The organism is Prochlorococcus sp. MIT 1201 (assembly GCF_047303415.1).
Classification (GTDB): domain Bacteria; phylum Cyanobacteriota; class Cyanobacteriia; order PCC-6307; family Cyanobiaceae; genus Prochlorococcus; species Prochlorococcus marinus_D.
In genome coordinates this window covers 1,481,506-1,507,491 of sequence record NZ_CP138947.1, presented here as the reverse complement: position 1 = coordinate 1,507,491, position 25,986 = coordinate 1,481,506, and the positions used below count along the sequence as shown (strand labels likewise).

General features: G+C 52.7%; 32 protein-coding genes. 21 read left to right on the top strand and 11 right to left on the bottom strand.

The window, feature by feature from the left end; all coding sequences use genetic code 11:
- Nucleotides 1–49: 49 nt before the first annotated feature.
- The 4 genes from SIB41_RS07180 to SIB41_RS07165 are packed head-to-tail and all read left to right on the top strand — an operon-like array spanning nt 50 to nt 2,321.
- Nucleotides 50–940, top strand: a complete 891-nt coding sequence (locus SIB41_RS07180; protein ID WP_413357851.1) for an MFS transporter — start codon at nt 50–52, stop codon at nt 938–940.
- A complete protein-coding gene (locus tag SIB41_RS07175; RefSeq protein ID WP_413357849.1) occupies nt 937–1,230 on the top strand; it encodes a carbohydrate porin in 294 nt (97 codons plus the stop codon). Before SIB41_RS07180 ends, SIB41_RS07175 begins: the two co-directional genes overlap by 4 nt.
- Nucleotides 1,231–1,251: 21 nt before the next feature.
- Nucleotides 1,252–1,416 carry a hypothetical protein gene (locus SIB41_RS07170; RefSeq protein ID WP_413357847.1) on the top strand — a complete coding sequence of 55 codons (165 nt, stop codon included), beginning with the start codon at nt 1,252–1,254 and terminating at the stop codon, nt 1,414–1,416.
- A gap of 53 nt (nt 1,417–1,469) precedes the next feature.
- A complete protein-coding gene (locus tag SIB41_RS07165; protein ID WP_413357845.1) occupies nt 1,470–2,321 on the top strand; it encodes a bile acid:sodium symporter family protein in 852 nt (283 codons plus the stop codon).
- A gap of 132 nt (nt 2,322–2,453) precedes the next feature.
- Here the strand turns inward: SIB41_RS07165 and SIB41_RS07160 are convergent, their stop codons facing one another.
- Complete coding sequence (locus SIB41_RS07160) at nt 2,454–2,975, bottom strand: hypothetical protein (RefSeq protein ID WP_011826571.1); 522 nt, start codon at nt 2,973–2,975, stop codon at nt 2,454–2,456.
- Between SIB41_RS07160 and era the strand changes: the two genes are divergently transcribed.
- The 4 genes from era to larB all read left to right on the top strand — a co-directional run bounded on the left by era (nt 2,946) and on the right by larB (nt 6,498).
- The gene (era, locus tag SIB41_RS07155; protein ID WP_413357843.1) at nt 2,946–3,977 is read left to right on the top strand and encodes a GTPase Era; all 1,032 of its coding nucleotides are present in this window, start codon (nt 2,946–2,948) and stop codon (nt 3,975–3,977) included. The genes SIB41_RS07160 and era overlap by 30 nt on opposite strands.
- Before the next feature lie 177 nt (nt 3,978–4,154).
- Nucleotides 4,155–5,387: a tRNA (guanosine(37)-N1)-methyltransferase TrmD gene (gene trmD / locus SIB41_RS07150; protein WP_413357841.1), complete on the top strand. Its 1,233-nt coding sequence runs from the start codon at nt 4,155–4,157 to the stop codon at nt 5,385–5,387.
- Nucleotides 5,384–5,818, top strand: coding sequence for a TIGR03792 family protein (locus SIB41_RS07145; protein ID WP_011129736.1), 435 nt, complete (start codon nt 5,384–5,386; stop codon nt 5,816–5,818). Before trmD ends, SIB41_RS07145 begins: the two co-directional genes overlap by 4 nt.
- Nucleotides 5,815–6,498, top strand: a complete 684-nt coding sequence (gene larB / locus SIB41_RS07140) for a nickel pincer cofactor biosynthesis protein LarB (protein WP_413357839.1) — start codon at nt 5,815–5,817, stop codon at nt 6,496–6,498. Before SIB41_RS07145 ends, larB begins: the two co-directional genes overlap by 4 nt.
- On the opposite strand, the gene SIB41_RS07135 is transcribed toward larB, so the two are convergent.
- The 6 genes from SIB41_RS07135 to SIB41_RS07110 form a co-directional block, all read right to left on the bottom strand.
- A complete protein-coding gene (locus SIB41_RS07135; RefSeq protein ID WP_011826567.1) occupies nt 6,492–6,659 on the bottom strand; it encodes a hypothetical protein in 168 nt (55 codons plus the stop codon). The two genes, larB and SIB41_RS07135, sit on opposite strands and share 7 nt — an antisense overlap.
- Nucleotides 6,660–6,724: 65 nt before the next feature.
- Complete coding sequence (locus tag SIB41_RS07130; protein ID WP_011129739.1) at nt 6,725–6,892, bottom strand: hypothetical protein; 168 nt, start codon at nt 6,890–6,892, stop codon at nt 6,725–6,727.
- A gap of 128 nt (nt 6,893–7,020) precedes the next feature.
- Nucleotides 7,021–7,998, bottom strand: coding sequence for a DUF1517 domain-containing protein (locus SIB41_RS07125; RefSeq protein ID WP_063414575.1), 978 nt, complete (start codon nt 7,996–7,998; stop codon nt 7,021–7,023).
- A 25-nt stretch (nt 7,999–8,023) separates the two neighbouring features.
- Complete coding sequence (gene thiS, locus SIB41_RS07120) at nt 8,024–8,236, bottom strand: sulfur carrier protein ThiS (protein WP_011129741.1); 213 nt, start codon at nt 8,234–8,236, stop codon at nt 8,024–8,026.
- Nucleotides 8,233–9,294: a thiamine phosphate synthase gene (locus SIB41_RS07115; protein WP_413357837.1), complete on the bottom strand. Its 1,062-nt coding sequence runs from the start codon at nt 9,292–9,294 to the stop codon at nt 8,233–8,235. The genes thiS and SIB41_RS07115 overlap by 4 nt, the downstream gene beginning before the upstream one ends.
- Before the next feature lie 175 nt (nt 9,295–9,469).
- Nucleotides 9,470–10,402: a bifunctional riboflavin kinase/FAD synthetase gene (locus SIB41_RS07110; RefSeq protein ID WP_413357835.1), complete on the bottom strand. Its 933-nt coding sequence runs from the start codon at nt 10,400–10,402 to the stop codon at nt 9,470–9,472.
- Nucleotides 10,403–10,447: 45 nt separating this feature from the next.
- On the opposite strand from SIB41_RS07110, the gene SIB41_RS07105 reads away from it, so the two are divergent.
- The 5 genes from SIB41_RS07105 to SIB41_RS07085 all read left to right on the top strand — a co-directional run bounded on the left by SIB41_RS07105 (nt 10,448) and on the right by SIB41_RS07085 (nt 13,468).
- Nucleotides 10,448–11,011 carry a DUF3611 family protein gene (locus SIB41_RS07105; RefSeq protein WP_413357833.1) on the top strand — a complete coding sequence of 188 codons (564 nt, stop codon included), beginning with the start codon at nt 10,448–10,450 and terminating at the stop codon, nt 11,009–11,011.
- Nucleotides 11,012–11,085: 74 nt separating this feature from the next.
- Nucleotides 11,086–11,517 (top strand): sulfatase-like hydrolase/transferase, encoded by a 432-nt coding sequence (locus SIB41_RS07100; protein ID WP_413357831.1) that lies wholly within the window; start codon nt 11,086–11,088, stop codon nt 11,515–11,517.
- Between the two features lie 22 nt (nt 11,518–11,539).
- Nucleotides 11,540–11,725 (top strand): hypothetical protein, encoded by a 186-nt coding sequence (locus tag SIB41_RS07095; RefSeq protein ID WP_413357829.1) that lies wholly within the window; start codon nt 11,540–11,542, stop codon nt 11,723–11,725.
- Complete coding sequence (locus SIB41_RS07090; protein WP_413361456.1) at nt 11,647–13,272, top strand: sulfatase-like hydrolase/transferase; 1,626 nt, start codon at nt 11,647–11,649, stop codon at nt 13,270–13,272. Before SIB41_RS07095 ends, SIB41_RS07090 begins: the two co-directional genes overlap by 79 nt.
- Before the next feature lie 31 nt (nt 13,273–13,303).
- Nucleotides 13,304–13,468 (top strand): Nif11-like leader peptide family natural product precursor, encoded by a 165-nt coding sequence (locus SIB41_RS07085; protein WP_413357827.1) that lies wholly within the window; start codon nt 13,304–13,306, stop codon nt 13,466–13,468.
- A gap of 277 nt (nt 13,469–13,745) precedes the next feature.
- Here SIB41_RS07085 and surE read toward each other — a convergent pair whose 3' ends face one another.
- Entirely contained in the window at nt 13,746–14,555 is an 810-nt protein-coding gene (gene surE / locus SIB41_RS07080; protein ID WP_413357826.1) for a 5'/3'-nucleotidase SurE, read from the bottom strand.
- Between the two features lie 88 nt (nt 14,556–14,643).
- Here surE and pheS point away from each other — a divergent pair, with 88 nt between their 5' ends.
- The 3 genes from pheS (at nt 14,644) to SIB41_RS07065 (ending at nt 17,186) form a co-directional block, all read left to right on the top strand.
- Complete coding sequence (pheS, locus tag SIB41_RS07075; RefSeq protein ID WP_413357825.1) at nt 14,644–15,651, top strand: phenylalanine--tRNA ligase subunit alpha; 1,008 nt, start codon at nt 14,644–14,646, stop codon at nt 15,649–15,651.
- Nucleotides 15,652–15,753: 102 nt separating this feature from the next.
- Complete coding sequence (locus SIB41_RS07070) at nt 15,754–16,662, top strand: NAD(+) kinase (protein WP_063403353.1); 909 nt, start codon at nt 15,754–15,756, stop codon at nt 16,660–16,662.
- Entirely contained in the window at nt 16,659–17,186 is a 528-nt protein-coding gene (locus SIB41_RS07065; RefSeq protein WP_413357824.1) for a DUF192 domain-containing protein, read from the top strand. Before SIB41_RS07070 ends, SIB41_RS07065 begins: the two co-directional genes overlap by 4 nt.
- Here the strand turns inward: SIB41_RS07065 and cbiE are convergent.
- Nucleotides 17,183–18,478: a precorrin-6y C5,15-methyltransferase (decarboxylating) subunit CbiE gene (gene cbiE / locus SIB41_RS07060; protein WP_413357823.1), complete on the bottom strand. Its 1,296-nt coding sequence runs from the start codon at nt 18,476–18,478 to the stop codon at nt 17,183–17,185. The two genes, SIB41_RS07065 and cbiE, sit on opposite strands and share 4 nt — an antisense overlap.
- Before the next feature lie 89 nt (nt 18,479–18,567).
- On the opposite strand from cbiE, the gene SIB41_RS07055 reads away from it, so the two are divergent.
- The 5 genes from SIB41_RS07055 to ribD all read left to right on the top strand — a co-directional run bounded on the left by SIB41_RS07055 (nt 18,568) and on the right by ribD (nt 24,217).
- Complete coding sequence (locus tag SIB41_RS07055; RefSeq protein ID WP_063403502.1) at nt 18,568–18,840, top strand: hypothetical protein; 273 nt, start codon at nt 18,568–18,570, stop codon at nt 18,838–18,840.
- Nucleotides 18,841–19,299: 459 nt separating this feature from the next.
- Complete coding sequence (locus tag SIB41_RS07050; RefSeq protein WP_413357822.1) at nt 19,300–19,884, top strand: calcium-binding protein; 585 nt, start codon at nt 19,300–19,302, stop codon at nt 19,882–19,884.
- 103 nt (nt 19,885–19,987) lie between these two features.
- Nucleotides 19,988–22,501: a GH116 family glycosyl hydrolase gene (locus tag SIB41_RS07045; RefSeq protein ID WP_413357821.1), complete on the top strand. Its 2,514-nt coding sequence runs from the start codon at nt 19,988–19,990 to the stop codon at nt 22,499–22,501.
- Between the two features lie 129 nt (nt 22,502–22,630).
- A complete protein-coding gene (locus tag SIB41_RS07040) occupies nt 22,631–23,119 on the top strand; it encodes a DUF3122 domain-containing protein (protein WP_413357820.1) in 489 nt (162 codons plus the stop codon).
- A 3-nt stretch (nt 23,120–23,122) separates the two neighbouring features.
- The gene (ribD, locus tag SIB41_RS07035) at nt 23,123–24,217 is read left to right on the top strand and encodes a bifunctional diaminohydroxyphosphoribosylaminopyrimidine deaminase/5-amino-6-(5-phosphoribosylamino)uracil reductase RibD (RefSeq protein WP_413357819.1); all 1,095 of its coding nucleotides are present in this window, start codon (nt 23,123–23,125) and stop codon (nt 24,215–24,217) included.
- Between the two features lie 149 nt (nt 24,218–24,366).
- Here the strand turns inward: ribD and SIB41_RS07030 are convergent, their stop codons facing one another.
- Nucleotides 24,367–24,627, bottom strand: coding sequence for a hypothetical protein (locus SIB41_RS07030; RefSeq protein WP_413357817.1), 261 nt, complete (start codon nt 24,625–24,627; stop codon nt 24,367–24,369).
- A 347-nt stretch (nt 24,628–24,974) separates the two neighbouring features.
- Nucleotides 24,975–25,733 (bottom strand): potassium channel family protein, encoded by a 759-nt coding sequence (locus SIB41_RS07025; protein ID WP_413357815.1) that lies wholly within the window; start codon nt 25,731–25,733, stop codon nt 24,975–24,977.
- Nucleotides 25,734–25,986: the final 253 nt, after the last annotated feature.

Sequence of the window (25,986 nt, the reverse complement as noted above, 5' to 3'; positions counted from 1 at the left end):
ATCTGTTGCGGTACTGGTTGCCGGCTTGTAAATCAGGGCTGCATTGCAGTTGGCAAATAAGCAGCTTTTGGACCCCTCTAATCAGCTTTCTGATCAGAGGAATAAGAGACGACGTTTACGTTTCATTCTTCAGATCGCAATTTCAGCAGCCTTAGGAGGGTTTCTCTTTGGCTACGACACGGCAGTGATCAATGGAGCTGTCGGTGAGATCGGTACCGCCTTCACCGTCTCCAAGGAAACCCTCGGTTTTGCGGTGGCCTCAGCTTTGCTGGGTTCCGCCTTGGGAGCGTTCACCGCTGGCTGGCTGTCCGATCGACTCGGTCGTCGCAACAGCATGCTGGTTGCTGCGCTGATGTTTCTTGCTGGTGCCATCGGCTCTGCTCTTGCCCCAACGATCACCACCTTGATCATCTGGCCGGTCGTTGGTGGTCTGGCCGTCGGTTTCGCCAGTGTGTTGGCGCCTGCTTATCTCGCCGAGATCTCTCCTGCATCAATGCGTGGACAGCTTGGCTCACTACAGCAGCTGGCGATTGTTATCGGTATTTTCCTGGCGTTGCTGTTCGATTACGTCATTGTTCTTTTTACTTCTGATCAGAATCCCGTTTCAGTGATCGGTCCTCTAGCTGCCTGGCGCTGGATGTTCATGCCTGAAATCATTCCCGCAGCTCTTTACGCAGTACTGGTGACCGGCATTCCAGAGAGTCCTCGCTATCTCGTGCAGAAAGGTTTGACGCAGCGTGCGAAAGCGGTGATTGAAAAAACGCTGAATGAACCTGCAGATCAGGTGATTGCCAGGATCCAGAGCAGCCTCGTTAACACCCATCAAGGCAAGTTAAGTGAACTGTTCGATCGGCCACACCATCCTGCTGCCGATCATCTGGACCGGCGTGATGCTGGCGATCTTCCAGCAGTTTCTGGGACAATGCAACTTGTGGTTTGACTCAGAGCGTCCAGGATGTTCCCAACACTTATGCAGGGGGCTGGGTCGGCAAAGGTCTGTTCCGCAATCGCCCTCACGATGCCGTTGTAATCGGACTGGCCAATGCCAACTGGAGCCGAGACATCCCTGATGGACCGATTTGGGAATCAGCCCTGGAATTGGGTTATCAGTTCATGCTCGGCAGCAATGTCTCGATTCAGCCGGGGGTTCAATACATCTTCAATCCGATGGGCAAGGGCGATGTGGATGATCCTTTGGTGCTCGGTCTGCCGATGAGCTTCTCTTTCTGATTGGTGAATTGGCCATCGGCGATGGCGGCTTCAACACGTCAGCATCGCCTTAATTTGCGCCAGATCAAACGGGATGAGTATTTCTATCCCGATCAATTTTCGATCACGACGGCTACGGCGACTGCCCTGATCATGATCGGAGCAGTTGCCTTGGTGTTGCTCATTCAAGGCGCTCAGACCGGCTGAATTTGTTCGTTCTTATGGCTTCTCTTTTGTCCCTTTAACACACAACTGTATTGATGGACGGACTGATTCCTGGAGCACTATTCCTGATCATGTTCGCACTAGGGCTCAACCTGCGCGACAACCACTTTGATCTGATCCGAAACCGCTCAGCATTGTTGCTGCGCGTCTTGCTGGGCACCTGCGTGCTGGTGCCGTTGGTAGCGATGATCATTCTCTGGCTTCCGCTCAGCTTTGAGTTATCTCAGCCTGCGAGATTGTCGATTGCTCTGATGGCGGTTTGCCCAAGTGCTCCGCTCACACTGCGCAAAGCGGGAAAAGCAGGCGGCAATGCTCAGATGGCTGGCTACTTGCAGATGGTTGTGGCGATTGCGGCGATTATTTCAATTCCCCTGATGGCTGAGTTGTTCACGACTGTCTTTAAAGGGCAAGGTTGGGAGATCAGGCCTATCCATGTAGCGATGAATGTGGGCCAGGTTCAGATCCTGCCGTTGTTGTTAGGTCTGTTGCTACGCCGCTGGTTACCAGCTTGGTCCGAAAGTGCTGAGCCGTTCTTCAACAAGCTTGCCAATTTGCTGCTGCTGGTCCTGGTGGTGATTCTTGTTAAGGCCTTTCCCTTACTCATTCCTTTCGCCAGCAAGAACCTGCTGGCGTTGGCATTGATGGCCGTCATGGTGATCGCATCGTTGCTGATCGGTTATCTGCTAGCGGGGCCGGACCCCAAAGAGCGAACCACTGTTTCACTGGTGACCTCCATGCGAAATCCATGCTTGGCACTCTTGCTTGCCCAGATCAATGCTCCGCAGATTCTTGAACTCAAACTATCGATCCTGACCTATTTAGTGCTCACAATTATTTTTTCGATTCCTTTCTTGAATTGGCGCAAGCGGTTGGCGATGGGAACTTGAGCTGTTTCTGTTATTTCCACTTTTAACTTCCACTGTTTTATTTCCACTGTTTGCTATCAAGCTGAGCCCAACCTGATAACTAGATCAATAGACAAATTAACAGGCCAGTCAATCAGCCATTGCTAAAGCCATTCATGTTTCTGCGATGGCCTCGATTGAGGCTGTAATGGCTTGCTTCTGCTCGTCGTCATAACCCCAGCGATTGAGGAAGGCGACATCTTCCCCACGGGTGTGCTCAACAGCTTCAAGCAGTTGTTCCAGTCTTGTTTTGACGGACTTCGGTTCGAGCAGACGCAGTAGTTCAGTGCAGCGGGATGTCACTCTCTTCGATCCAGCCTGCTGTGTCATATCGCCTGCGCGTTGATGGTGCATGGCCATCGCCGTGCTCATCGCTAGGTTGCGGACGGTCAGGTCAACGACACCGTCTCCAGCAGCCCTTAATTGCATCACCAGGGCTTCGGGGAGGCGATCCATCAGTGGGGAATCCCCTGCCAGGCTCACCACAAAGAATCCACGGGCGCCATCACGACTGGCCACCAATTCCGAGACCCGGTCGGCGAGGACTTCATCACTGAGTTCGCCCTCTTCCCATAGCCTCAGCCACTGAGCGGTGATTTCAATCGCTTGTTCAAAGCTTGGTGCTGGGGTGCTCATGGATGTTATGCATGCTTTCAGTCAGGCTATGGGGCCACATTGAGCCAGGTCATGTCGCCTGAGGCCATGGAGTCTCTCCCTGAGGGATATCGTTCCGGTTTTGTCGCTTTAATTGGCAGGCCCAATGTGGGCAAATCCACCTTGGTGAATCAGTTGGTGGGAGAGAAGGTGGCGATTACTTCTCCTGTGGCGCAGACAACGCGCAATCGGCTGCGGGCCATCGTCACCACCCCCGAGGCTCAGATGGTGCTAGTGGACACCCCTGGGATTCACAAACCTCACCATCTGCTTGGTGAACGGCTGGTGCAAAGCGCTCGTGCAGCCATTGGTGAGGTTGACCTGGTGTTGCTTCTGCTTGAGGGCTGTGAACCACCCGGCCGTGGTGATGCTTTTATCGTGGAACTGCTACGCCAGCAGGATCTGCCTGTGTTAGTTGCTCTTAATAAGTGGGATCGTGTTGCTGAGCAGCAACACGATCCGGCGGAGGAGGCTTATCGGCAGCTGTTGGCAGACTCTGCTTGGCCGCTCATACGTTGCAGTGCGATTAGTGGTGAGGGATGCAATGGGCTTGTAGAAGCTTTAGTGGGGCAGCTGCCACTAGGCCCCCAGCTCTATCCAGCTGAGATGGTGTGTGATCAGCCGGAGCGGGTGCTGCTGGCTGAACTGATTCGCGAGCAGGTGCTGATGCATACCCGTGAGGAGGTGCCCCATAGCGTGGCGGTGAGCATTGATCGGGTTGAAGAGATGCATGTTGCAAATGGACGTCCTGGCAAACAGGGGAGGACGGCTGTGTTGGCCACCGTGCTGGTGGAACGCAAGAGCCAGAAGGGGATCCTGATCGGCAAGGGAGGCTCGATGTTGAAGACCATTGGTCAGGGAGCGCGCTTGCAGATGCAGACCTTGATCGATGGTCCTGTTTACTTAGAATTATTTGTGAAGGTGGTGCCTGATTGGCGCTCTAAACCAGCGCGATTGGCGGAGCTTGGTTTTGAGGGCAAGTGATTATTGCCCGTTTCAAATGGGCGGCTGAGAGGATTGATGAATGATTGATCTTCCAAACCCTTTTTTAAAGTCTTTTGGGCTGAGGTTATTTCTTCAGGGGTGCTCTGATCAGCGGATGAGCTTGCCTAGTGTCTGTGCGCAGATCCGTTGGTTCTCCCATTTAGCAGCCTGAAGGAGATGGCGCCTTTTCGCCTCGATGTAGTGACTTTGGTGCCACAGGCGTTTACTCCTCTTGGTGAACTCGGGGTGATTGGTCGTGCGTTTGCCTCTGGTATCGCTGCCTTGCACACCCATAATCCCCGCGATTACACCACGGATCGCTACCACAAGGTTGATGATCAGCCTTATGGCGGTGGTGCTGGCATGGTGCTCAAGCCAGAACCAGTCTTTGCTGCTTTTGAGGCGATTCCTGTTCAGTCGCGACGGCGGGTACTGCTTCTGACCCCTCAGGGAAAACCGCTATGCCAGAAGGATTTGCATCGTTGGGTAGTGCAACACGATCAGCTTGTGCTGATCTGCGGTCATTACGAAGGTTTTGATGAGCGGATCAGAGGTTTGGCAGATGAGGAGGTGTCTGTAGGGGATTTTGTGCTCACCGGTGGTGAGCTGCCAGCCATGACGGTGATCAATGGGGTGGTGAGGTTGTTACCGGGAACTGTTGGAACGGCAGAGTCGTTGCAGGATGAGAGTCATAGCGATGTTCTCCTCGAGCATCCTCACTACACAAGGCCAGCGAATTTTCGCGGCATGGTTGTTCCAGATGTGTTGCGCAGTGGTGATCATGGTGCGATTGCTCTATGGCGACAGCAACAGCGGCAGCTGCGTACGCAGATGCGTCGTCCGGATCTCTATGTTCGCTGGTCTGATCAGCAACAATCGTCAACACTGACAATGGAGTCCCATGGTTCTGCCTCCATGCAGTTTCGTATCGGCAACGGGTATGACATTCATCGCTTAGTGCCCGGCCGCCCCTTGATTCTTGGTGGCGTGACACTTGATCATCCCGATGGGTTGGGGCTCGATGGTCACAGCGATGCTGATGTTCTTGTTCATGCGCTGATGGATGCCTTGCTTGGGGCTCTTGCTTTAGGCGATATCGGTAAATATTTTCCGCCGGATGATCCCCGCTGGAAAGGGGCCGATAGCTTGATGCTGCTTGAGCAGGTTGTGGCTCTGGTACGAGATCGCGGCTGGCAGATTTTGAATGTGGATGCTGTGGTGGTGGCTGAGCGTCCCAAGCTCAAGCCTCACATCAATTCGATGCGCAGCAACCTGGCACAACGGTTGGGGGTGGAATTGGATGCCGTGGGTGTGAAGGCCACCACCAATGAAGGGCTTGGACCGGAAGGTCGAGAGGAGGGGATGAGTAGTCAGGCAGTCGCACTGTTGCAGCAGATAGGCCTGACATGAATTGCAGAAGCTTGTCTAGGTTGATTTCCTTTGTTCTTAGCTTTCTAGTGATGTTGTCCGGTCATCCTGATGTCGCGATTGCCGCTCGTCATGATCCTGATGGCGGCGATGACGTTGCTGTCGTCGAGCATCTGCGCATCAAGGTGCCGGCCCATGCACGGGAGGCTTGGCTCAAAGCTGAGCAGGGCAGTTGGGAACCCTGGCTCGCGAAGCAGAGTGGCTATCTGGGGCGGGATATTTTTTGGGACGCTGAACAGGAGGAGGGCATCTTGCTGATTCGTTGGGCCAGCAGAGAACAGTGGAAATCGATTCCACAGGCTGAGGTGGATGTGGTCCAGGCACGCTTTGAACAGCTGGCCCGTGAGGCCACAGGTCAGGCCAGTAGTCATCCTTTCTTGCTGCAATTTGAAGGCGAATTGGTGCCTCAGTGACTGAGCCGCAGGTACGGCTGGATTTAAAGCGGCGGCAGCGGCTTGGCATGGTGGAGGCGATCTTTGGTGAACACAAGACCAGTGAACAGATCGCAGCATGTCTGAGTCGTCTTGAGGCTGCGGGTGAACTGGCCTTGGTTACGCGGGTTGATCAAGCCAAGGCGGCGGCCGTGGCAGATCTGCTTAGCAATGTGCAGTTTCATGCTCAGGCTCGTTGCCTCACACTCGGAGATCCGGCGATCTTGCTGCCTGCACTTGGTGAGGTCGTGGTGCTTAGTGGTGGTACCAGTGATTTGCCTATAGCGGCGGAAGCCGCTTTGGCGTTGCGTTGGCATGGCATCCAGAGTGAACTCTTGCTGGATGTGGGTGTTGCTGGTTTGCAAAGGCTTCTCGATCAGTTGGTACGGCTGCAACGAGCCAAGGTACTGATTGCCTGCGCAGGCATGGAGGGTTCACTGCCGACTGTGTTGACAGGGCTTGTGCCACAGCCTGTGATTGGTGTTCCCGTGTCAGTGGGTTATGGGGTCAGTGCAGGAGGCCGTACAGCCCTTGAGGGAATGCTCGCCAGTTGTGCACCTGGTCTGGTGGTGGTGAATATTGATAATGGCTATGGAGCTGCTATGGCGGCACTGCGTATCCTTAAAGTAGCTATCAAAGGCGAAGTAGCTGTCAATCAATAATCAGGATCGTGAGACAGCAACTGGTGAGAATCCTGGGGGCTGAGTTCAAGTAGCTGTTCAACCCAGAGCTTCATTGATCGTGGCAAGCGATTCTGTTCGTAGCGCATTAGGGCTTCCGCCAAAACGGGTGTATTCACCCAATGCAACGAACGTGAACCCATGCATTTTTCTTGATTGAGCGAACGATGGGGTACCTAATTGAATCGCGCAAGGGGAGTGCCGGGATTCACTCTGTTTCTTCGTATTTGGCACCAAGTCGCCATAGTTCATTGCTGTGACTTGGCAATTCAACATCACGCAAACGGCGAACTAGTTCAAATAGATCACCACGAGCCAATTCACCATTGGTTTGCCATTCCATTGCACGGGGGTCAGGTCGGGACGCGGCAGACAAGGTGGGTGCGGGAATGTGTTCGAATCAAGGTATCAATACTTAGGCCTTGTGTTTGGTTCATGACGATCATTCTTTGTGGAAGATTTTGTGAAGACCTTTCTTTGGACCTTCTTGATCGGGGTATGCAATCAGAGGTGCTGCAGGTTGGGGTAGGACGTCACAACCTCTTCTGCGCTCAGAACATCACCTCGACCTTCGGGTTGCCAGATCACCTCCAGGGCCATCAAATCAGTTGAAGAGGTGGATCCAAGGATGCGAAGGCTTTCTCGTAGCTGCTCGCTGCTGATTGATTCACTCAGTTTGATGCGGCTGCTGGATGCAACCAAAATCGTGACGACGATGTATTCATTTGCTGCATCGGCCTCGCCGGCGCTCTTTTCTGAAAGCTCATCAGTTCGTCGTTCACCGGCAACGTTGGATGTCACCTCCGCTCGCAATTTGCTGCGTTCGGTCATCGAAAGACGGTTAAATGTGGATTCTGCGGAAGCAAACGGCACGCTGCCGGTTTCTACATTGGCGTAAACCCAGAGCTCTGGCTGACGCAGAAGGGCAAGGGTGGTTTCCTGCAGAACCCGTTGCAGCCCGCTTGAGCTGCCTGTTTGCGCTGAGGCCGCAAGCTCGCGCAGGTCTTCCTGCAGAGCCTTGGCGCTGGCCAGAAGCCCTACTTGCAATTGCAGCATGGTGACGGGGCCAGCCGCAGTGGGCCGTTGAGCGAGTTCGCCTGAACCATTAAGGGCGGCATTTCCCCTGCCACCACCACGTACGGCATTGACCAGAACGCCCACAATCGACATAAGAATTAGGAAGCCAAAAAGGCCGCCGCCACCGAAACCAAATATGGGAATGAGGAAGGGAAAACCGATGCCACCTCCGCGGTAGCCCCCGCCGTAACCTCCATAACCTCCTCCATAGCCGCCGCGCATACCACCGCTGCTGCGTGGCATTGAGGGTGCACGGAAGCTTCCTCCTCCGATGCGTCCACCACGAGCGGCATGGCTTGGCTCGGGTTGAACCAGAATCAAGCCTGCTACCAGGAGCGGCAGCAATAGAGCCGTCAGCCAGCGGCTGAGCGTGCGTCTGGAGGGAAGGTTTGGCAAGCTGGCCAAAACGTTGCGGCGGTTGGTCTGAACTCTAGGAACCTCCGCCGACGATAGTGACGATTTCAAGTTGGTCCATCTCCTGCACCAGCTGCTCCTGCCAGTGATTTGGTGTCAGGATCGTGCCGTTGAACTCCACAACGACAAGGCGAGGGTGGTAGCCCAGCTGTTCGATCACGGCCGCCAGCGAGGTTGGCATCGGTTCTGGTTCGATGTCCCTGATTTCACCATTCACCATCAGTTTCATCTCAGAGCCTCCAGTAGTTGAAGGCTGGTAGCGGCAGGATCTTTGGAATTCATGATCGCTCCGATCACAGCGATTCGCTTTGCTCCGGCTTGACGTACTGCTTCTAGGTTTGAGATGTTGATGCCACCAATGGCAAACCAAGGTAGCTGGGTGGCTTTAGATGCCTCCTTCACATAGGCAAGCCCAATTGGTTGTCGTTCCGGTTTTGTGGCTGTGCTGTTGACAGGTCCCACTCCTAGATAGTCGCAACCTTCTGCTTCAGCTTTTTGAAGCTGGGCAAGGAATTGGGTGCTTCGACCCAGTAGTCGTTCGCTGCCGATCAGTCCCCTTGCTACGTCTGTGGGGAGGTCGTCCTGGCCGAGATGAACGCCATCGGCGTCCACCGCAAGGGCTAAGTCGATTCGGTCATTAACGATGAATAGCGCCCCATGCTTTCTGCATAGGCTGGCCAGTTCTTTTGCCTGAGTCAGTCGTTGCAAGTCGCTAGCTTCTTTATTGCGGTATTGCACCATGTCGATGCCAGCGACTAATGCTGCGTTCACTGTCCTGAGCAGATCGTTGCTGTTTAGATCGGATTGTGATGTCGTAATCAGGCAAAGATGGCAGTCCTGTAGTTGTTGGCGTCTCTTTTTGCCTGCGTTGGCCTGCAGCACGGTCACCTCTAGGTCGTAGAGGCCATAGCGGATTGCAGCAGCGCTGGCAGCCAGCTGAGGATCTGGCTGACGGGCGAACTCTTCAAGCACGCGTAGAGCTTCTTGAACGCGTGCGCAGTTCGCTGCCACAACATGCCATGGCTCGTGTCGCTCTTGTTGAGCAGGATGACTGAGGCCGATCCCTTGATCTGTAGCAGTGGAGCGTGCCTGTTTGTAGCTGTCGTGATGATGGCGACCCAGTCGCTGACGCCAGTCTTTGAGAGTCACCACAAGCTCTTCACGATCTAGGCCGAAGCGGCACCAGTCTTCGACGACTCGCAATCCTTCCCGAGCTCGATCGAGGTTGGCATCGATCAGCTGAGCCACACGTAGATCTGCGATCGGGGCGAAAGGCATCGATTTCATGGCAGTCTTGGCACAATTGCATCCCCATTCCGATCATGGACAACAGTGGTTCAGATAGCACCATGAACGTTCTGATCTGGGGGGTTGTTCTTTTAGGTGGGATCGGGGTGTTCATTGTTTGGGGTTTGACGAATGCTTATCCCACCCCTGCTTGATCTTGCCTTTTAACGCTGGCTTATCGGGCCTTCAATTTGCTGCGTGCTAGGTCTGCATCGCGGCCAATCTGGCTGCTGAGTTCTTCAAGGTTTGCGAAGCGTTGCTGGCCTCGAAGTCTCTGGATCGGTTCAACCAAGATCTCGCATCCTTCCAGGTCCATTTGCTGATCCAGCAAATGGACCTCTACGGCGGAGGGCGATGTTGGATCCACTGTGGGTTGGGGGCCCAAATTCATCACGGCAGCAAGGGGTTCGCTTTTATCTTTGACTGATGCCCAGGCGGCATAGACCCCAAGGCCTGGCAGGAATTTGCGCCCATCAACTTGCAAGTTGGCTGTAGGCCAGCCCAGTTTTCGCCCAAGGCCGCGGCCGCTGACGACACGGCCGAGGAAGCGATAGGGCCGGCCCATCAGGGTCGTTGCTGCCTGTAGATCGCCTTCGCTCAGAGCGGAGCGAATGCGGCTGCTGCTCATTCGCCCCTCTGTGTCTTCCAGGATTGGCAACACCATCACTTCCACTCCGGCGGCTGCGGCGAGTTGTTGCAAGGTGGTTGTGTCGCCCTCACGATTACGTCCAAAGCGGAAGTTGGCCCCAACGGCAATGCGCTCTGCTTTGAGGGTGTGGATAAGCATTTGCTTTACAAAGGTTTCGGCACTGAGGGATGCCAGCGCACGATCGAAGGGCACCAGCACAAGTTGTTCGACACCAAGCGGAGCGAGGAGGCAGGCTTTTTCGCTAGGCAGGTCCAGTCGTAATCGTGGTTCGCCATAGAGCACTTCGCGGGGATGGGGCCAGAAACTCACCACCGTTGGCACGCCAGGCGCATTGTTTACAACAGCCTCAATAACGCGGCGATGGCCAGCATGAAGGCCATCGAAACTACCGAGGGCAAGCGCTGTCGGGGTTCTTGCCTGCTGAGGGGGGCAGAGAGGAATCAAGGTGGCCGTGCACATGGCGCGCGTAGATGGCAAGTTTGAACGACCGCCGCAAAAACTCGGATGGCTGACCCTCTCGATCTTCAAATGGTTTCGCTCGGGTTGCGCCGCATGGGATGGATTCGTTTTTGGATACAGACAATCCTTGGGGTTGTTGTCGTTGGCGTGCTGTTGTTCAACAACATCGGCAGCAGCTTGGCCCGCAACTCTGAGCGAGCACTAGGGCTTGGTCCTGGCTTGTCACTGACAAGCTTGGCGTTCTTGTTTTTGCTCTACAGCCTTTGGCAGGGTTGGCTGATCGTTCGCCTCGGTAGGGCTCTCAACAGTGCTGTTCGCCCCAGTCGTGGTGAGACCAGCCGTCTGCTCAAACGGGGCGTGATTGTTGATCTGCTCGGGTTGGTGTTCTCCTCCATTGGCTATCAATCGTTGGCTGGAAGTTTGTTTGTACAGGCGTCGATGCAAGCGCCGGGAATCTCGATTGGTGCAGGGCGTTCTGCATTAGATAATTACCCGATCACCTCCTTGGAGATGCTTTCGGTTCTGAGCAACACCCAAGTGTTATTTGCGCATTTGGTGGGTCTGATCTTTTCACTTTGGTTGTTGCAGAGGATTTATCGCACAAGATGAAGAGCAAATTTCTTTTTTCTTAAGATCAACAAGAAAGTTTCTGCTTAACATTGATAATATATTGAAGATTTTTAGTGTCTGCTAAGTCTGAGTCTCCTAAGAATCTTCTCGTTTTTATTCGTGATCAAGTTCAAACTCAGTGGTCCCCAGAGCAGTGGAAAGCTGACTTTTTGCCTACGACGAATTGGCTTAAGGATAATGGATTGTCATTCTCAAATGCTTATGCCAGTACTTCGATGTGCACGTCCTCGAGGTCTACTTTTTTTACTGGAAAATTCCCTTCTCAGCATCAAGTTAAACATGTTTTAGATGAAAACCATCTTGATAACGAAATCATTCAGAACCAGATTCAGTTAGATCCGCAGCTTCCTAACCTTGGGAGCCTCTTTGGCCAGGCTGGTTATGACACAGTTTATTTTGGCAAGCAAGATCTCCAAAAATCTTTAACCCTTAATGAGATTATCGGCACTGATGGAGAAGTTGTTAGGCCTTCCTCGATTGCTTAAACAAATTTAGATGAATATGGTTTTGGGGACGGTACGCCTGCTGTTCCTGATTGGGAAGGAAAAGATGCGGGTGGTGATTCCAGTGACAGGAATTATGGTGGTGGATCTGCTGATTGGGATTCTAAATACATTGAGCGAGCTAAGAATTGGCTTGGTCAAAGGATTGATGATGGAGATGAAAAACCATTTGTCATGGTTGTTTCGTTAGTCAATCCTCATGATGTTCTTGCTTATAACTCTGAAAGTTGGATTGACAATCCAGATCATGGTGGTTACGCCAGTGAAACATGGCTAGATGCGGGGATTACAGCTTTGCCACCAACAGTCAATGAAGTTAAGAGTCAGAACAATAAACCGCCGATTCAGACTACATTTGAAGCTGCCTCAAATAAAGGACAGCAAAATCTAGACAGTGAAGAGTTGCAGTTAAATTATCTGAATTTCCTGGCTAACCTTACCCGTAAAGCTGATGAGCAGCTTGGAGAGGTTTTGAGCTTGCTTCAGGAAGACGATGACTTGTTAGAAGATACATTGATTGTAAATACGACTGACCATGGAGATATGTCGATGGCCCATGGTGGGATGACGCAGAAAATGTTTAATGCGTATGAAGAAACGAATAATGTTTTGTTGACTTATTCCAATCCCAAGCTTTTTGGGAGAAATGCTAAGTCTTCTGATGCACTAGTTTCCCATGTTGATTTTTTGCAAACCATTGCTTCTTATATGGGGGTTTCTCAAGAGCTTATCGATGATGCTGATTTAAGAGGAGTTGATTATTCCTCAATCCTTAGTGCGGCTGAAAAAGGCGCTGGGAATCGATATAAACGTCTTAATGTTCAGGATAATGTCCTGTTTACATTTGATGATATTTGGTTTGGTAATGACCCTGCCACAGGACTGCCGAATAGTTCCATTCATGGATCTTTGCCCGGCCGCAATCGAATCCAATCAATTTTTACAAAAGATTATAAGTATAATCGTTATTACAGTCAAGATTATGATCCAATAAATAGGGCTTCGGATACGTGGAACGCAGATACAGTTTGGTTTTCTGAATATTACGATATAGCTCCTGATGGTAATGATTATTTCGATGGTGGGGCTCCTAATATATTTAATTCTTTGGAATCGTATTCGCCAACACCACTTGAGATGAAAAATCTTGACCCTGTATATGGAGGTTATCAGCCTAGTCTAAAGCAATTAAATGATCTTAAAAAATTATCCAATGCTTTGGAGGATGCTGTAGATAAGCGCCTTCAGCCGCTTAGAAGGTTTGATCCCGTTACGGGCGAAGAAGTGATCGTGACTAGTCTTGATGATCCATCTGCTCCGGAGATCTATTTTTATAATGGAGGCATCAAGTATCGATCGGATAATGATCTAAAGGGTGAACCTGCTTATGCTTATGCTTATGCTTATGCTTATGCTTATGGGTTTGGTGATCCATTGATTCAGTTCTTTGACCTGGAAGGCGATAAAAAGCTTCTGGAAATTGCTTTCACCACGCGCTTTGGTAATGAATATGCCGTTGTAGGGCGTTCTGCTGATGGAGAAAGTGTGGAGATTTTAGAGCTTTTCGTTAGCGATACCAACGTTAATTACCTAGAGACCCCAGTTGTTCTAGGAACCAATGGCCCCACTATCCAGTATCGACTTGTTCCTGATGATTATCAGATCGGTGATATCGGGATCGCTTGGGATGGTGGAGATGTGGTGTGGGTTGCTGACCAGCTTGCTTTCTCCATTTAGTTTCGATGGATGACCTGTTTTTGTTTTGGCGATGACTTCATCTCCGGTTGAGGCTTTTATTGCTAAGGCCCGAAAAGATCCTGAGCTGCTTGAGCAGTTAGAGGGCTGCTCGATTGAGCAATGGGGTGATCAACACACTCCTTTAGATGTAGACTTGGATCGGGTTGTTGAAGTTGCTCAAAAGGCAGGATTCTAGATTTGCCGAGCTGATTTAATCGCTGCTCAGTGCAAGCAGTTGGATGGTTTCTGGTCGTTTGAAATGAACAATTCTTTTGTGGCACGTCGTTGTTTGGAGACGTTGCAGTGTCAGGTTTCAGATCCCGCTTGGAGAGTCCGATATTACTGAGTGACAGCCAGACCTCAATGAGTTAAATGGATCGCACTGAAGTTAATTGACTCTGTAAAGTTCTGGCCTGATGTTTCCCCATGGCTTGTCTTGATTGGGCGCAGTAACTATTTTCATTGTTTCCTAATTAGTAAATCAGTTGTCCATTCATACTGAAACTCGGTAGAGCAGAAAGATCACCGCGCCAAAACAGATCGGGTTGGATGGGTGTCAAGGAGGGGGCATTTGTTTCGATTTGGGCCACGTCGCTGGGCCAGTCGCGTGGACCATCGCCGGCGGTCTCAAGATCTTTCACCACTTCTCCTGCTAACCAGAAGTAGGTGCGGCTGTGCGGATCGATACGTCGACTGAACTGTTCCTCGTAGTGGCGTATTGAAAGGCGAGTCCAGCGCAGTGATCCCATCTGCTCTGGATGGCAGGGGGGAATGTTGAGGTTAAGCAGCAGGTTGTTGGGCCAGTTGTCTGCCAATGCATTCTCTGCAACATCCATCGCTAATTCGGCAGCAGCCTGGAAATCCCTCCATTGGAAGCAGGCGACGCTCACCGCAAGCGCCGGCAATCCCTCAAGGGTGCCTTCCATGGCTGCGGCCACCGTGCCTGAACAGAACACATCAGTTCCTAAGTTGGGGCCATGGTTGACCCCAGAGAGCACTAGATCGGGCTTCTCTGCCAAGAGTTCCGAGAGGGCCAGTTTGACGCAATCTGCCGGCGTGCCACTGCAGGACCAAGCCGTCACACCTGGCCCATAGAGCTCATCGACGCGTTCGGCTCGGATGGGGGTATGGATGGTGAGGCCATGGCCGGTAGCAGAGCGCTCATGGTCGGGACAGACCACTGTGACCCTATGGCCGCGGCTGGCGGCGGCAGCGGCTAGGCAGCGGACGCCTTCAGCTAAAACTCCGTCATCATTGCTAATCAGAATTCGCAACGGAGTCATCTCCTCGTATCCACTGCGGGGAACTTAATCATGATGACTGCCTAAAGCATGATGACTGCCTAAAATCAGCGGCTGCGATCTTTTTTCAGTGAGCGCCACTATCTCCTTGCAGCAGCTCACCGACCAGCTTGATGCCCTCGAGGCTGAGGCGGTGTCTGCTATTGCTGCTGCCGTAGATGCGGATGCCTTGGAGCAATTGCGGGTGAGCCTGTTGGGCAAGAAAGGTCGCTTGTCTGGTGTTCTCGGGGCGATGGGCAAGCTCCCTAGTGAAGAGCGACCGCTTGTTGGTCAGCGCGCCAATGTGCTTAAAACACAGGTGCAAAGCCTGCTAGGGGAACGGTTGCAGGTGGTAAAAGCGGCAGCCTTGGCTGATCGGCTGCTGCGGGAAACGATTGATGTCACTGCGCCTGCCAGTGGCATTCCTGTGGGCCATCGCCACCCCTTGATTACAACAACTGAGCAGATCGTGGATCTGTTTTGTGGTTTGGGCTATCGGGTGGCTGAAGGCCCGGAGGTGGAGACCGATCACTACAACTTTTCCGCCTTGAATATTCCCGAGGACCATCCTGCTCGGGACATGCAGGACACGTTCTATCTAGGCGGCAATCTGCTCCTGCGTACCCACACCTCTCCTGTGCAGATTCGCTATCTAGAAGAGAATCCGCCGCCGGTAAGGATTGTGGCGCCAGGCCGGGTGTATCGGCGTGATGCAGTGGATGCGACCCATTCGCCTGTCTTTCATCAGGTTGAGGTGTTGGCCATTGATGAAGGCCTTGATTTCAGCCATCTGCGCGGCACGGTGATGGCCTTCCTCAAGGCATTCTTTGGCGATATGCCGGTGAGATTTCGGGCTAGTTATTTCCCCTTTACCGAACCATCGGCTGAGGTGGATGTGCAGTGGCGTGGGCGCTGGCTGGAGGTGATGGGTTGCGGCATGGTTGATCCAGCAGTGTTAGAGGGCCTCGGGCTTGATCCAGAGCGCTGGAGTGGGTTTGCGGCAGGCCTTGGTGTGGAACGCTTCTGCATGGTGCGTCATGGCATCGACGACATTCGCAGGCTTTATACGAGTGATTTGCGCTTCCTTGAGCAGTTTTGAGTCGATAGCCGATCGTGTACTGGATGAAGCATCGCCGTATTGCATCATCCAAAAACAGCTGAATCCCCATAAAGTGAGCTCGTTCTTTGCTTCATTCGATCGGTGCCCTGTGTCGGACTGATCGTTAATGACGGCAAAGAGTTGGCGGTAGAGACCGCATTGACCCTTCAGTCGCGGCTTGAACAGGCTGGTATCGAAGTGGTCAGAGCAAGTAGTTCTGGCGGAATGGTTGGCTTTGCCAATCCAGATCAGCATTTGCGCCTGCTTGGTTACAACGCGTGCGTACCTGAGGGATTCGATGCTTCGATGGCACTGGCGATCGTCCTGGGGGGCGATGGCACCGTGCTTTCCGCGGCACGGCAGACAGCTCCTGTGCAGGTGCCAATCCTCACCATCAACACCGGACACCTTGGCTTCCTGGCGGAGGCCTATTTGGCTGATCTCGATCGGGTGCTTGAGCAGGTGCTTAACAAGCAGTGGACGATTGAGGAGCGTTGCACCCTGGTGGTGAGCGTGTTGCGTGGTGATCAGTGCCGCTGGGAGGCACTCTCTTTGAATGAAATGGCCTTGCATCGTGAACCGCTCACCAGCATGTGTCACTTCGAGGTCGCCATCGGTCGCCATGCGCCGGTGGATATCTCTGCTGATGGAGTGATCCTTTCAACTCCTACTGGATCAACGGCTTATGCACTCAGTGCAGGAGGCCCGGTGATTACACCTGAGTGCCCGGTGCTTCAGCTTGCACCGATTGCTCCTCATTCGCTGGCGTCAAGAGCGCTGGTTTTTAGTGACCAGGAGCCAGTGACTGTGTTTCCAGCGACGGCGGACCGATTGATGATGGTGGTTGATGGCAGTGCGGGTTGTTATGTGTGGCCGGAAGACCGAGTACTGATTCGTCGTAGTGATCATCCTGTGAGATTTGTGCGTTTGGCAGATCACGAGTTCTTCCAGGTGTTGCGCAACAAGTTGGGCTGGGGGTTGCCCCACGTCGCCAAACCTGATCGACCATGACCTTTAGGGCCCTCTGCTTGCCGTGGGGGAAGAGATTGCGGTTCCCTTTGCTCTGGGGAGGGCTGGCGGTAGGTCTCAGCGTTCTTTCAACTATTTGGCTGCGGGCAGAACTCCCGCCTCAGTATTTGCCTCTCGAGGCTCAATGGTGCCTGAAAAGCGGTACTTGTTTGTTGTTGGAGGTAGCGGATAAGGCAGAGGAACAGCGCTTGGGATTGATGCAGCGCCCTGCCTTGCCATCAGGCCAGGGCATGTGGTTTCCGTTTCAGCCTGCAAGGCGATTGCGTTTTTGGATGCACAACACCTTGGCTGCGCTTGACATGGTGTTTGTTGATCAGGGTCGCGTGATTGCGATTGAGGCGGCTGTACCTGTTTGCCCGCATTTGCCCTGCCCGAGTTATGGCCCGAAGCTGCCGGCAGCTGGAGTGGTGGAGTTGGCGGCTGGGGAGGCAGCACGGCTATCCATCAAGGTTGGTGATGTTGTGCAGATTCAACCTCTGCCGAAGCCTGTTGATTGGCAGCCTTAAGGCCTCGTGCCTTTGAGGATCATCACCGGGTTCATCGGCGCCATGCGTGTGCCGTCTGCCAGCGGTAGGCCTCTCCAGGCTTGGTGTTGACTCACTTTTACTGTGAAACCTGAGGCTTCAAGTAGAGGCCTGAGTTCTGAGAGGGCCTCGACTGTGGCCAGTGGAATCACGACGACTCCATGTGGTTGAAGTTTTTGCAATACGGCCTTGAGGAGAGCAGCTCGCTGGCGCCCGCCACCGCCTAGGAGCACCCGATCGGGGTTGCTGAGTTTTGCTGGTAGATCAGTTCCATTCAGCAGACTGAGGGCCTCGGCTTCAAGTACTGCAGCAGGCTGAACAGCAAGCCGGGCAGCATTGGTCTTAATCAGCGCTGCGCTGCCGCCACGCTTTTCAACAGCTAGTAATTGCAGTTGTGGGCGCAGGCGTAGGGCCTCTAAGCCCACGCTGCCAACTCCGGCACCTAAATCCCAGAGCACGCCCTGTTCTGGTAGCTCTAACTCTGAAAGGAGCTGAACACGAAGCTCCCGTTTGCTCATCAGCCCAGGGCGATCGTCGTGTTGCAGGAACAAGCCATCTTCAAGACCGAACAATGGAAGTTCGCCTGGATCTCTTGGTGGAGCAGCTTGTTCGGCAAGCAGCACCAGCATGTGTAGGGGATGAAGATCCGATGGCAAGGCATCCTGTGGCGTCAGCCGTTGCACCCGTTCATTGGCGTGTCCGAGCTGTTCGCAAAGCCACATTGCATAGGCAGCTTCTAGGCCAGAAGCGCGCAAAATCGTACGCACCTCTTCGGCTCCACCGCGGCTGGGATCGGTGAGTACAGCTAGAGCTGCGGGGCGTTGTTGCAGCTTTTGAGCCAAGGGGGCCGGGTCACGGCCATGCAGGCTGATCCAGGCGGCATCCTGCCAAGGGCGTCCAATCCGGGCAAAGGCTAGTTGCAGCGAACAAGGAGCTGGATGAAAGTGCAGCTGATCAGCAGAACATGCTTCGAGTAGTCGCCTGCCGATGCCGAACCAGAGCGGGTCGCCGCTCGCGAGCACGACGGCGGTGCCTGGCAGCTGGCGCAACCAGGTGATTAGAGCCTCTGGTTGATCGCTGGCGATCAGTTCTGGCAAAGGCTGATCCGTTTGCTGCTGCTGCCACCAGCTCGGTAGTTGCGGCAATAGGCGACGGGGTGCAGCCAGCCCTTGGGCTGAGAGCACCAGCTCTTGCAATGGAGTAGCAAGGTGATCTAAGCCTGCGGCATCGGTGCCGATGACGTGGATCGCTGCGGAGCTGATTGAGGCGGGCATGTTGTCATTCTCGGCTGAGAGGTTGTATGGCTGACTTGTCGTTGCTTTGAATGGTGAACAGCGCGTTGGCCGGCAAGATGGCGGACGAGATGGCGGGCAAGGTGCAGAACACGGAACAGGAACAGGATGCGTTTGTGCTTGATCGCCGTCGGCGTTTGCATGAGTTGGTGGTTGCCTTGATTCAGCAGCAGGACGAGCTGGAATTGCTTGATGGCGAAGCCCCTCGCCTTGATGTTGCAGCAAGTTCAGCGCAAGCTCATGATCCAGCGCGCTGGTTGGATCGCAATCGCCGTGTTCTGCAGCGCTACCAGGCCTTGGTTCGTTCTGCCGTCACCATCGATGCTTTGTTGGATGCTGAGTAGGGCGTAAGGGTTCGGGCTCTTCTTGGGGGTAGGGCCCTTATTTATAAATTGATGAGTTAATTAATTACAGGCCGATCATTGCTCTTAAGCGGGGGCTGTGAAGTTTCTTTTTAGAATTGTTAGGTGTTTTGATCGAGAAGAAAACCTAGGCCTTTGTATGGGGGCAGGTGATTGCTTCCGCTACCGAGCTGATGAAGCAACAGATCAACTGAGGAAAGTTAGAAAGATGATTAAAGCGGCAGATGATAATCTTTATTGGATTAGATAAAGTATTCATTCATAGTCATTTACAAGAAAGATGGCTCCAAGGAGATAGGACTAAGTGGTACTTACCATGGAGATGGAGATAGAATAGCAACAGAACACGATTGGATTGAAATTGCTGGTGATCTAGAACTCGGAGGAAATCTCGATGTTTCGCTAATTGATGGCTTTAAGCTTTCTGCTGGTGATTCCTTTGTGATTGCCAAAGTTGATGGAGATCTCTCTGGTGAATATGATGGTCTTGATGAAGGTGATTCTGTAGGCCGTTTTAAAAATGAGAATGGCGGGAAACTTGATCTCTTCATCACATACAAAGGTGGTGATGTTAATGGTATTGAGCTTTATACGAAATCATTCTTTGGTGTTCTTCCTGAGAGCTTGTGTGAACCAAGAATCATTGATTCTGATGATGATTCCTTAACTGGAACATCTGTAGATGAAGTTATCTTTGGAGGTCGTGGCGATGACGTTTTGTTAGGGGGCAGTGGAGATGATCAAGTTACTGGAGGCAATGGTGATGATCGGCTTGATGGCGGGTCTGGAGATGACCATCTCAAAGGTGACCGAGGCGCTGATACCTACAAGCTGAGTGGCGGCAATGATGTGATTATCGGTTTTTCAGTCCCTGAAAACGATCGCATCTCTTTTGCTGATGGAGTTGAGCTTTCCTTGACGCAAGTCGGAGATGACTTATTGCTCACAGCAGATGGCATTCACACCACATTGCTGGATGTGGATAAGGTTGAGTTCTTAGCCGCTCATGTTGTTGACTTTATCTGAGCTATAGAAACCGTTGTTATGCCATCAAGGTTCAAACGATGCCTTGATGGCTCTGGCTGAGCGCTTGATCTGCTGACAAGCTGGGCGCATCATCTCTTGCCCCATGGCCCTTTTTGGCTTTTCAGCTTTCAGATCCTTATTGAAGCGTGGATCGAGCTTGAAGCCTTGGAGTGTGCCTGCCGCTAGCTGGAGCCGTGCTTTCGGATTGCCTTGGCAACAGCCATACACGGTTCGTTATGCCAGCAATCTCGATGATGGGCCCTGGCATGGGATGCCCCTGGGAGGTTTCGGGGCCGGTTGTATCGGGCGTAGCCCGCGCGGTGATTTCAATCTCTGGAATCTTGATGGTGGTGAGCATTGGCAGGGCAGCATTCCTGATTGCCAGTTCGCTTTGTTTGAGCGGCAGGGCGATCAGGTGCGTGCTCATGCGCTGGCTACAGCGCCACAAACCGATGACTCTCAGCCTGAGCTAGACAAGCCTCTCCCCTCTTGGAGCTGGTATCCAGCCAGTACAGCGCAACGCACGACTGGTAGCTATTCAGCCCGCTATCCGCTCAGTTGGACCCATTACAACGGAGTCTTCTCGGCTGAGCTGGTTTGTGAGGCGTTCAGTCCAATCCTTCCTGGTGATTACCGACGCACCAGCTACCCCCTTGCCGTGTTTCGTTGGCAGCTGCAGAACCCCACATCGCAAACTCTGGAATTGTCGCTGCTGCTGAGTTGGCGCAACACATGTGGCTGGTTTACGAACACCGATCCCTCCGCCAGCGTTCATTTCCGCGATGACGGCAGCCCTGAACACAGTTATGTGCCTGCTATCGGCCGTGGCGAGGGGCAGTGCAATCGTTGGATTGATCAGCCAGGGCTGATTGGTGTCTTGATGGAGGGTGAGCGAGCTGACCCCTTGGCTGAGGGGCAAGGGCAGTGGTGTTTGGCTGTTCCTGATCATCTGCCTGGTGTGGAGGTGATGCGTTGTAGCCGTTGGGATCCCAGCGGAGATGGCAGCGAATTGTGGAGTTCCTTCGCAAGTGAAGGAACCATTGCAAACAGCAATGACACGCACAAGAGCTTGGCGGGCGAGCAGATCAGTGCTGCTTTAGCGGTGAAGGTCACCCTGGCGCCTGGCGAAAGTCTTGAGATCCCTGTGGTGATCACTTGGGATCTACCGGTGACGGCTTTCGCTACAGGCGTTCGCGATTTGCGCCGTTACACCGACTTTCACGGCAGTGATGGGCAGGGGGCTGCGGCACTTGCTGCCGAGGCCTTGCGTGATTGGCCTGATTGGCGTGAGCAGATTGATGCCTGGCAGGCGCCGGTGCTGGCGCGTGAGGATCTGCCGGAGCGCTTGCGAATGGCTTTGTTCAATGAGCTCTACGACTTGGCTAGCGGTGGCAGCCTTTGGACGGCAGCCCGTCCAGGAGATCCGGTGGGTCGCTTTGGGGTTCTTGAGTGCTTCGACTACGCCTGGTACGAAAGTCTTGATGTGCGCCTCTATGGCTCCTTGGCTCTGCTGCAGTTGTGGCCTGAGCTTGATAAGGCCGTCTTGCGTAGTTTTGCTCGAGCCATTCCAGCGGCAGATGCCACGCCACGACCAATTGGCTGGTACTTCACCCAGGGGCGTGGCCGGGTCGAGGCCCCCCGCAAGAGGGCGGCTGCTACCCCCCATGATCTGGGAGCACCGAATGAGTCGCCGTTTGATGCCACCAACTACACCGCTTATCAGGATTGCAATCTCTGGAAAGATCTGGCCAGTGATTATGTGTTGCAGGTATGGCGAACGTTTCTTCTCTCACCGAATGGTGAAGATCTGAGCTTCTTGGCTGAATGCTGGCCGGCGGTAGTGCAAGCCCTGAGTTATCTCAAGCGGTTTGATGTCAATCACGATGGTCTGCCTGATAACGGTGGTGCTCCGGATCAGACCTTTGACGATTGGCCTTTACAAGGCGTGAGTGCCTATTGCGGTGCTCTTTGGATTGCAGCTCTTGAGGCTGCTCTAGCCATGGCACAGCGCTTGCAATTGGACTTAGGACTCAATACGGCAGAGGAGCAACATCAGTTCAGCGGTTGGCTTGAGCAATCACGGGCCAACTTCGATCGGCTGCTTTGGAATGGGGAGTACTACAAGATTGATGCTGAGAGTGGTACGCCGGTGGTAATGGCTGATCAACTCTGCGGCGATTTCTATGCTCGCTTGCTGGGGCTGCCCTCTGTTGTTGCTGATGAACGCAGTCGCAGCAGTCTGAATGCAGTCAAAGAGGCCTGTTTTGAAGGTTTTGAAGGCGGCCGTTTAGGAGTTGCCAATGGTTTGTGCCGTGATGGCATGCCACTTGATCCCAAGGGAACCCATCCCTTGGAGGTATGGACTGGCATCAACTTCGGATTGGCGGCCTACTACCGGCTGATGGGCGATGCAACGACGGCTACAGCCATCTGTTCAGCGGTGGTCAATCAGGTGTATGGCGGTGGTTTGCAGTTCCGCACCCCAGAAGCGATTACTGCAGTGAAGACCTACAGGGCTTGCCACTATTTGCGTGCAATGGCGATCTGGGCCCTTTGGGCAACGCATACCGATTGGCAGTTGATTCCAGGTGCCGAACGGGCAGGGTCTGAGGGGTGAGTTATTGGCGTCAATCTGTGCGGGATGTCCTATCGGCAGCGATGGTTTTTTGCATACGCTGTGAAGACCTTCTTTGAGGTCATGGCCAGCGCAGGGAATTCTGCATCGCATCGATGGCCTGGCCTTTTCATGCTGAAGAGGGCTTTGGCTTGCTTCTTTGTGGCCGTTGTGCTTTTGCTGCTCAGCCCATCTCTTGCCCAGGCGCAGGTGTTGACCAATGAAAGTGATGAAAGTTCTTTATTTGTACGCAGCTTTGAGACCCTGCGTGATCTCGAGTATCACAGTTGGCAGGTGGTGGCTTACCGCCAGGGCCCGCCAGGTGAGCCAGTGGTGTTGAGGATTGTTGGCTATCCCGGCAAGGTTCGTCTCAATCATCCAACCGCACTGCTCGTGCATGCCGGTCGCCGCGACTGGGCCTTGAATGACATCACAATGGCCAGTCCGCAATTGGCGGAGGATGGCCGTGAAGCAGCAGCAGAATTCGATCTCAACCCTTTGCTGGATGATTTAACCAACAATCGCCCGCTGCGCTTGCAGCTCGCCGGGGTGTTTACTGAACTGCCTGTGCCTCCTTATGTCGTCGGCGAATGGCGTTCATTGCCGCAGGCTTCTCAATAGTTGATGAATCTCAACCCCTCTGCAAGTGCTGTTTGGCTGCCATGGATGCGGCGGGCGTTGCAGTTGGCTGCGCTAGCAGATGGTCGCACCAGTCCCAACCCTCTTGTTGGGGCTGTTGTTCTAGACAAGGCTGGCAAGCTTGTCGGAGAGGGTTTTCATGCCCGCGCTGGGCAACCTCATGCTGAGGTAGGCGCTCTCACACAAGCTGGTGAACAGGCCAGCGGTGGCACCCTGGTGGTCACTTTGGAACCCTGTTGCCATCAAGGCCGCACGCCTCCCTGCACGCAGGCCGTCATCGCTGCTGGACTTCGCCGAGTTGTGGTGGCAATGCAGGACCCAGACCCACGCGTGGCTGGGGCCGGCATCACTCGTTTGCGTGATGCCGGGCTGGAGGTGATCACTGCTGTGTTGGAGCCGGAAGCAGCACATCAGAACCGGGCTTTTGTGCATCGGGTTTCTACTGGGCGCCCCTGGGGGATTCTCAAATGGGCGATGAGCCTCGATGGACGCACGGCTCTGCCCAATGGCGCCAGTCAGTGGATCAGTGGTGGTGAAGCGCGTCGCTGGGTGCATCGCTTACGTGGCCAATGTGATGCTGTGATCGTTGGCGGCGGCACTGTGCGTGCGGACGATCCGTTGTTGACCAGTCGTGGGCACTCTGACCCCGAACCAAAGCGGGTGGTGCTGAGTCGCAGTCTTGATTTGCCTCAACAAGCTCAGCTTTGGAACACTGCAGTGGCTCAGACCCTGGTTGCACATGGCCTAGAGCCTGGCCATGAACAGTTGGCTCATTTGCCTGAGGGGCCTGAGCTACTTGCTTTGCCTGCCTCTGAACCGCTTGAGTTGCTGCAGGCCTTAGCTCAACAAGACTGCAATCGTGTGCTGTGGGAATGCGGGCCAGGCTTAGCAGCCTCAGCCCTGCAGCAAGACTGTGTTCAAGAATTGGCGGTGGTGGTGGCTCCCAAGCTGTTGGGTGGCTTGCCTGCAAGAACGCCATTAGCTGATCTTGGTTTTACCAGAATGAACCAGGTGCTAGTGCTAGAATCTGGGCAATTTCAACAGTTGGGTGACGATTGGATTATTAGCTTCATCTTGTAATCAATATGTTGAAATCTACGCCTTACGTTATGAACATTTGAGATACATTGGAGCCTTAATCCCTTGAAGTCTTGGCTCCAGGTATGTTGATTTTAATAGGCTAGTATTTTTAGAAGTGAATAAATCTTTGCCGCAAAATATTCAATTAATCATTTCAGCAGTGATCTTGGCATGACTTGATCTTTTACTAACTTAGTGAAGTCAATGGCCCTGTTTTTGTTAAGCTCTTGGCCCTTTGTCTGTCTAGACGTTTCTAACTTTAAGTCTTTAATGTCTTCAAGGAACACATCTACAATTTTTGCTTTTACAATATCCATGCTATCTCTCTTGCCTTCTAATACCTCAGTGTATGGTAATGTATCATTGTAGAATGCTTCAATAAGCCGACGGCGTTCTTCGAAGAACTTCACCTTGGAATCGAGCAAATTGTCGTCAATCTTATGTCGGATCATTTGGTTAACTCTGCTTGTCATTGGTGTTTCTTGTAATAATTGCAATCCCTATAAAATTTACAATTGTCTAATGAGACTACCCGTGTCAAAAGCGTCATTTTGTCGTGACGAATGTACTTTGGCCATCTTTGCTTAAGAGTAGTAGAAGGTTTGGTTAAGATGAGTTAGATTTTTATGGAATCATTTAATTGATCTGACCTGTTCCGTTAAAGGTGCATTTGCTTTGCATTAAAGTCCATTTGTCGACAACGGAATTCTTGGAAAGTGTGATCAAATTAATTCTAATACTAAGAGCTCTTGCTTGCTTAAGGCGGGGGTCCTTTCTGGTTTGATTTGGTTTGTTGTATTTGATTGTTTGGATTATTTGAAAACCGGCTGATCAGAGCACCCATCATCAGCGTTAGATAAAGAGGGCCGACAATGCTGGTGGAAACGCTCACTATCCTTGCTGCGGGCAGAATCGGCTTGATCCCCCCGAAGCCAACGGTGGTTAGGCACACGAAGGCAAAGTAGTTGATCTCGGCAAATTTATGAGGCGTATTCAGTACGCTGTGATTGTTGCTGGTGATGGCTTGGTTGGGTAAATCCAGGAGCGCAAAGCTGTTGGGTTCAACCGTATACAAGGCATTCATCACAAGGCCGGCGCTGATTCCTAAGAGTAAGTATCCAGCAGCTGCTCCCATCAAAACCATTTCGCTGACTTGGCGCTCACGACTCAGCTGTTTAATCAGTCGAATTAAGCTCCAGCCCACGAACAAAATCCAGCTCCATATCAGGGGAATACCGCTGTAGGTCCAGTGACTTGGCGTGAGTAGCCAGAACCATAGGCTCAGTAATGCTGCCCATCCCAGCCATTGATAGAGCCGTTCTCTCCAGACATGGTGTTTGATTTTTCTCGCCAGCAACCTGGTGATAAGGATTGCGATTACTGAATAGCAAATTGGAGCAGGCCAATAAACTTGCGGTATCGCAAAGCTTGCCAATAGCAACAGGGTAAAAGCGAGCAAGAGGCGATAAAGCCTGTCTCGATATTGATGTTTTCGTTGCCGTGGTGTAGTAGTCACCTGAAACAATCAGCTCATAAAATGCTTAGTGTAGCGATGCGTTTGTCAAGCACCTGCTTAGTGAGAAGAAACGGTTTAGATGATTATTCGATTTGAGTCATGAACTTTTTCACAATAGCCCTGAGAGACTCCGTATCACAGCTTTTATAAGGCTTCGGTACTAGCTTGGAGTATTTTTTTGGTTTTGAGAGACTTTATTTCGTATTGGTTTCGGTAGGGCTTTTGCTTAGAGCAAGTATAGATATTCTTTGAA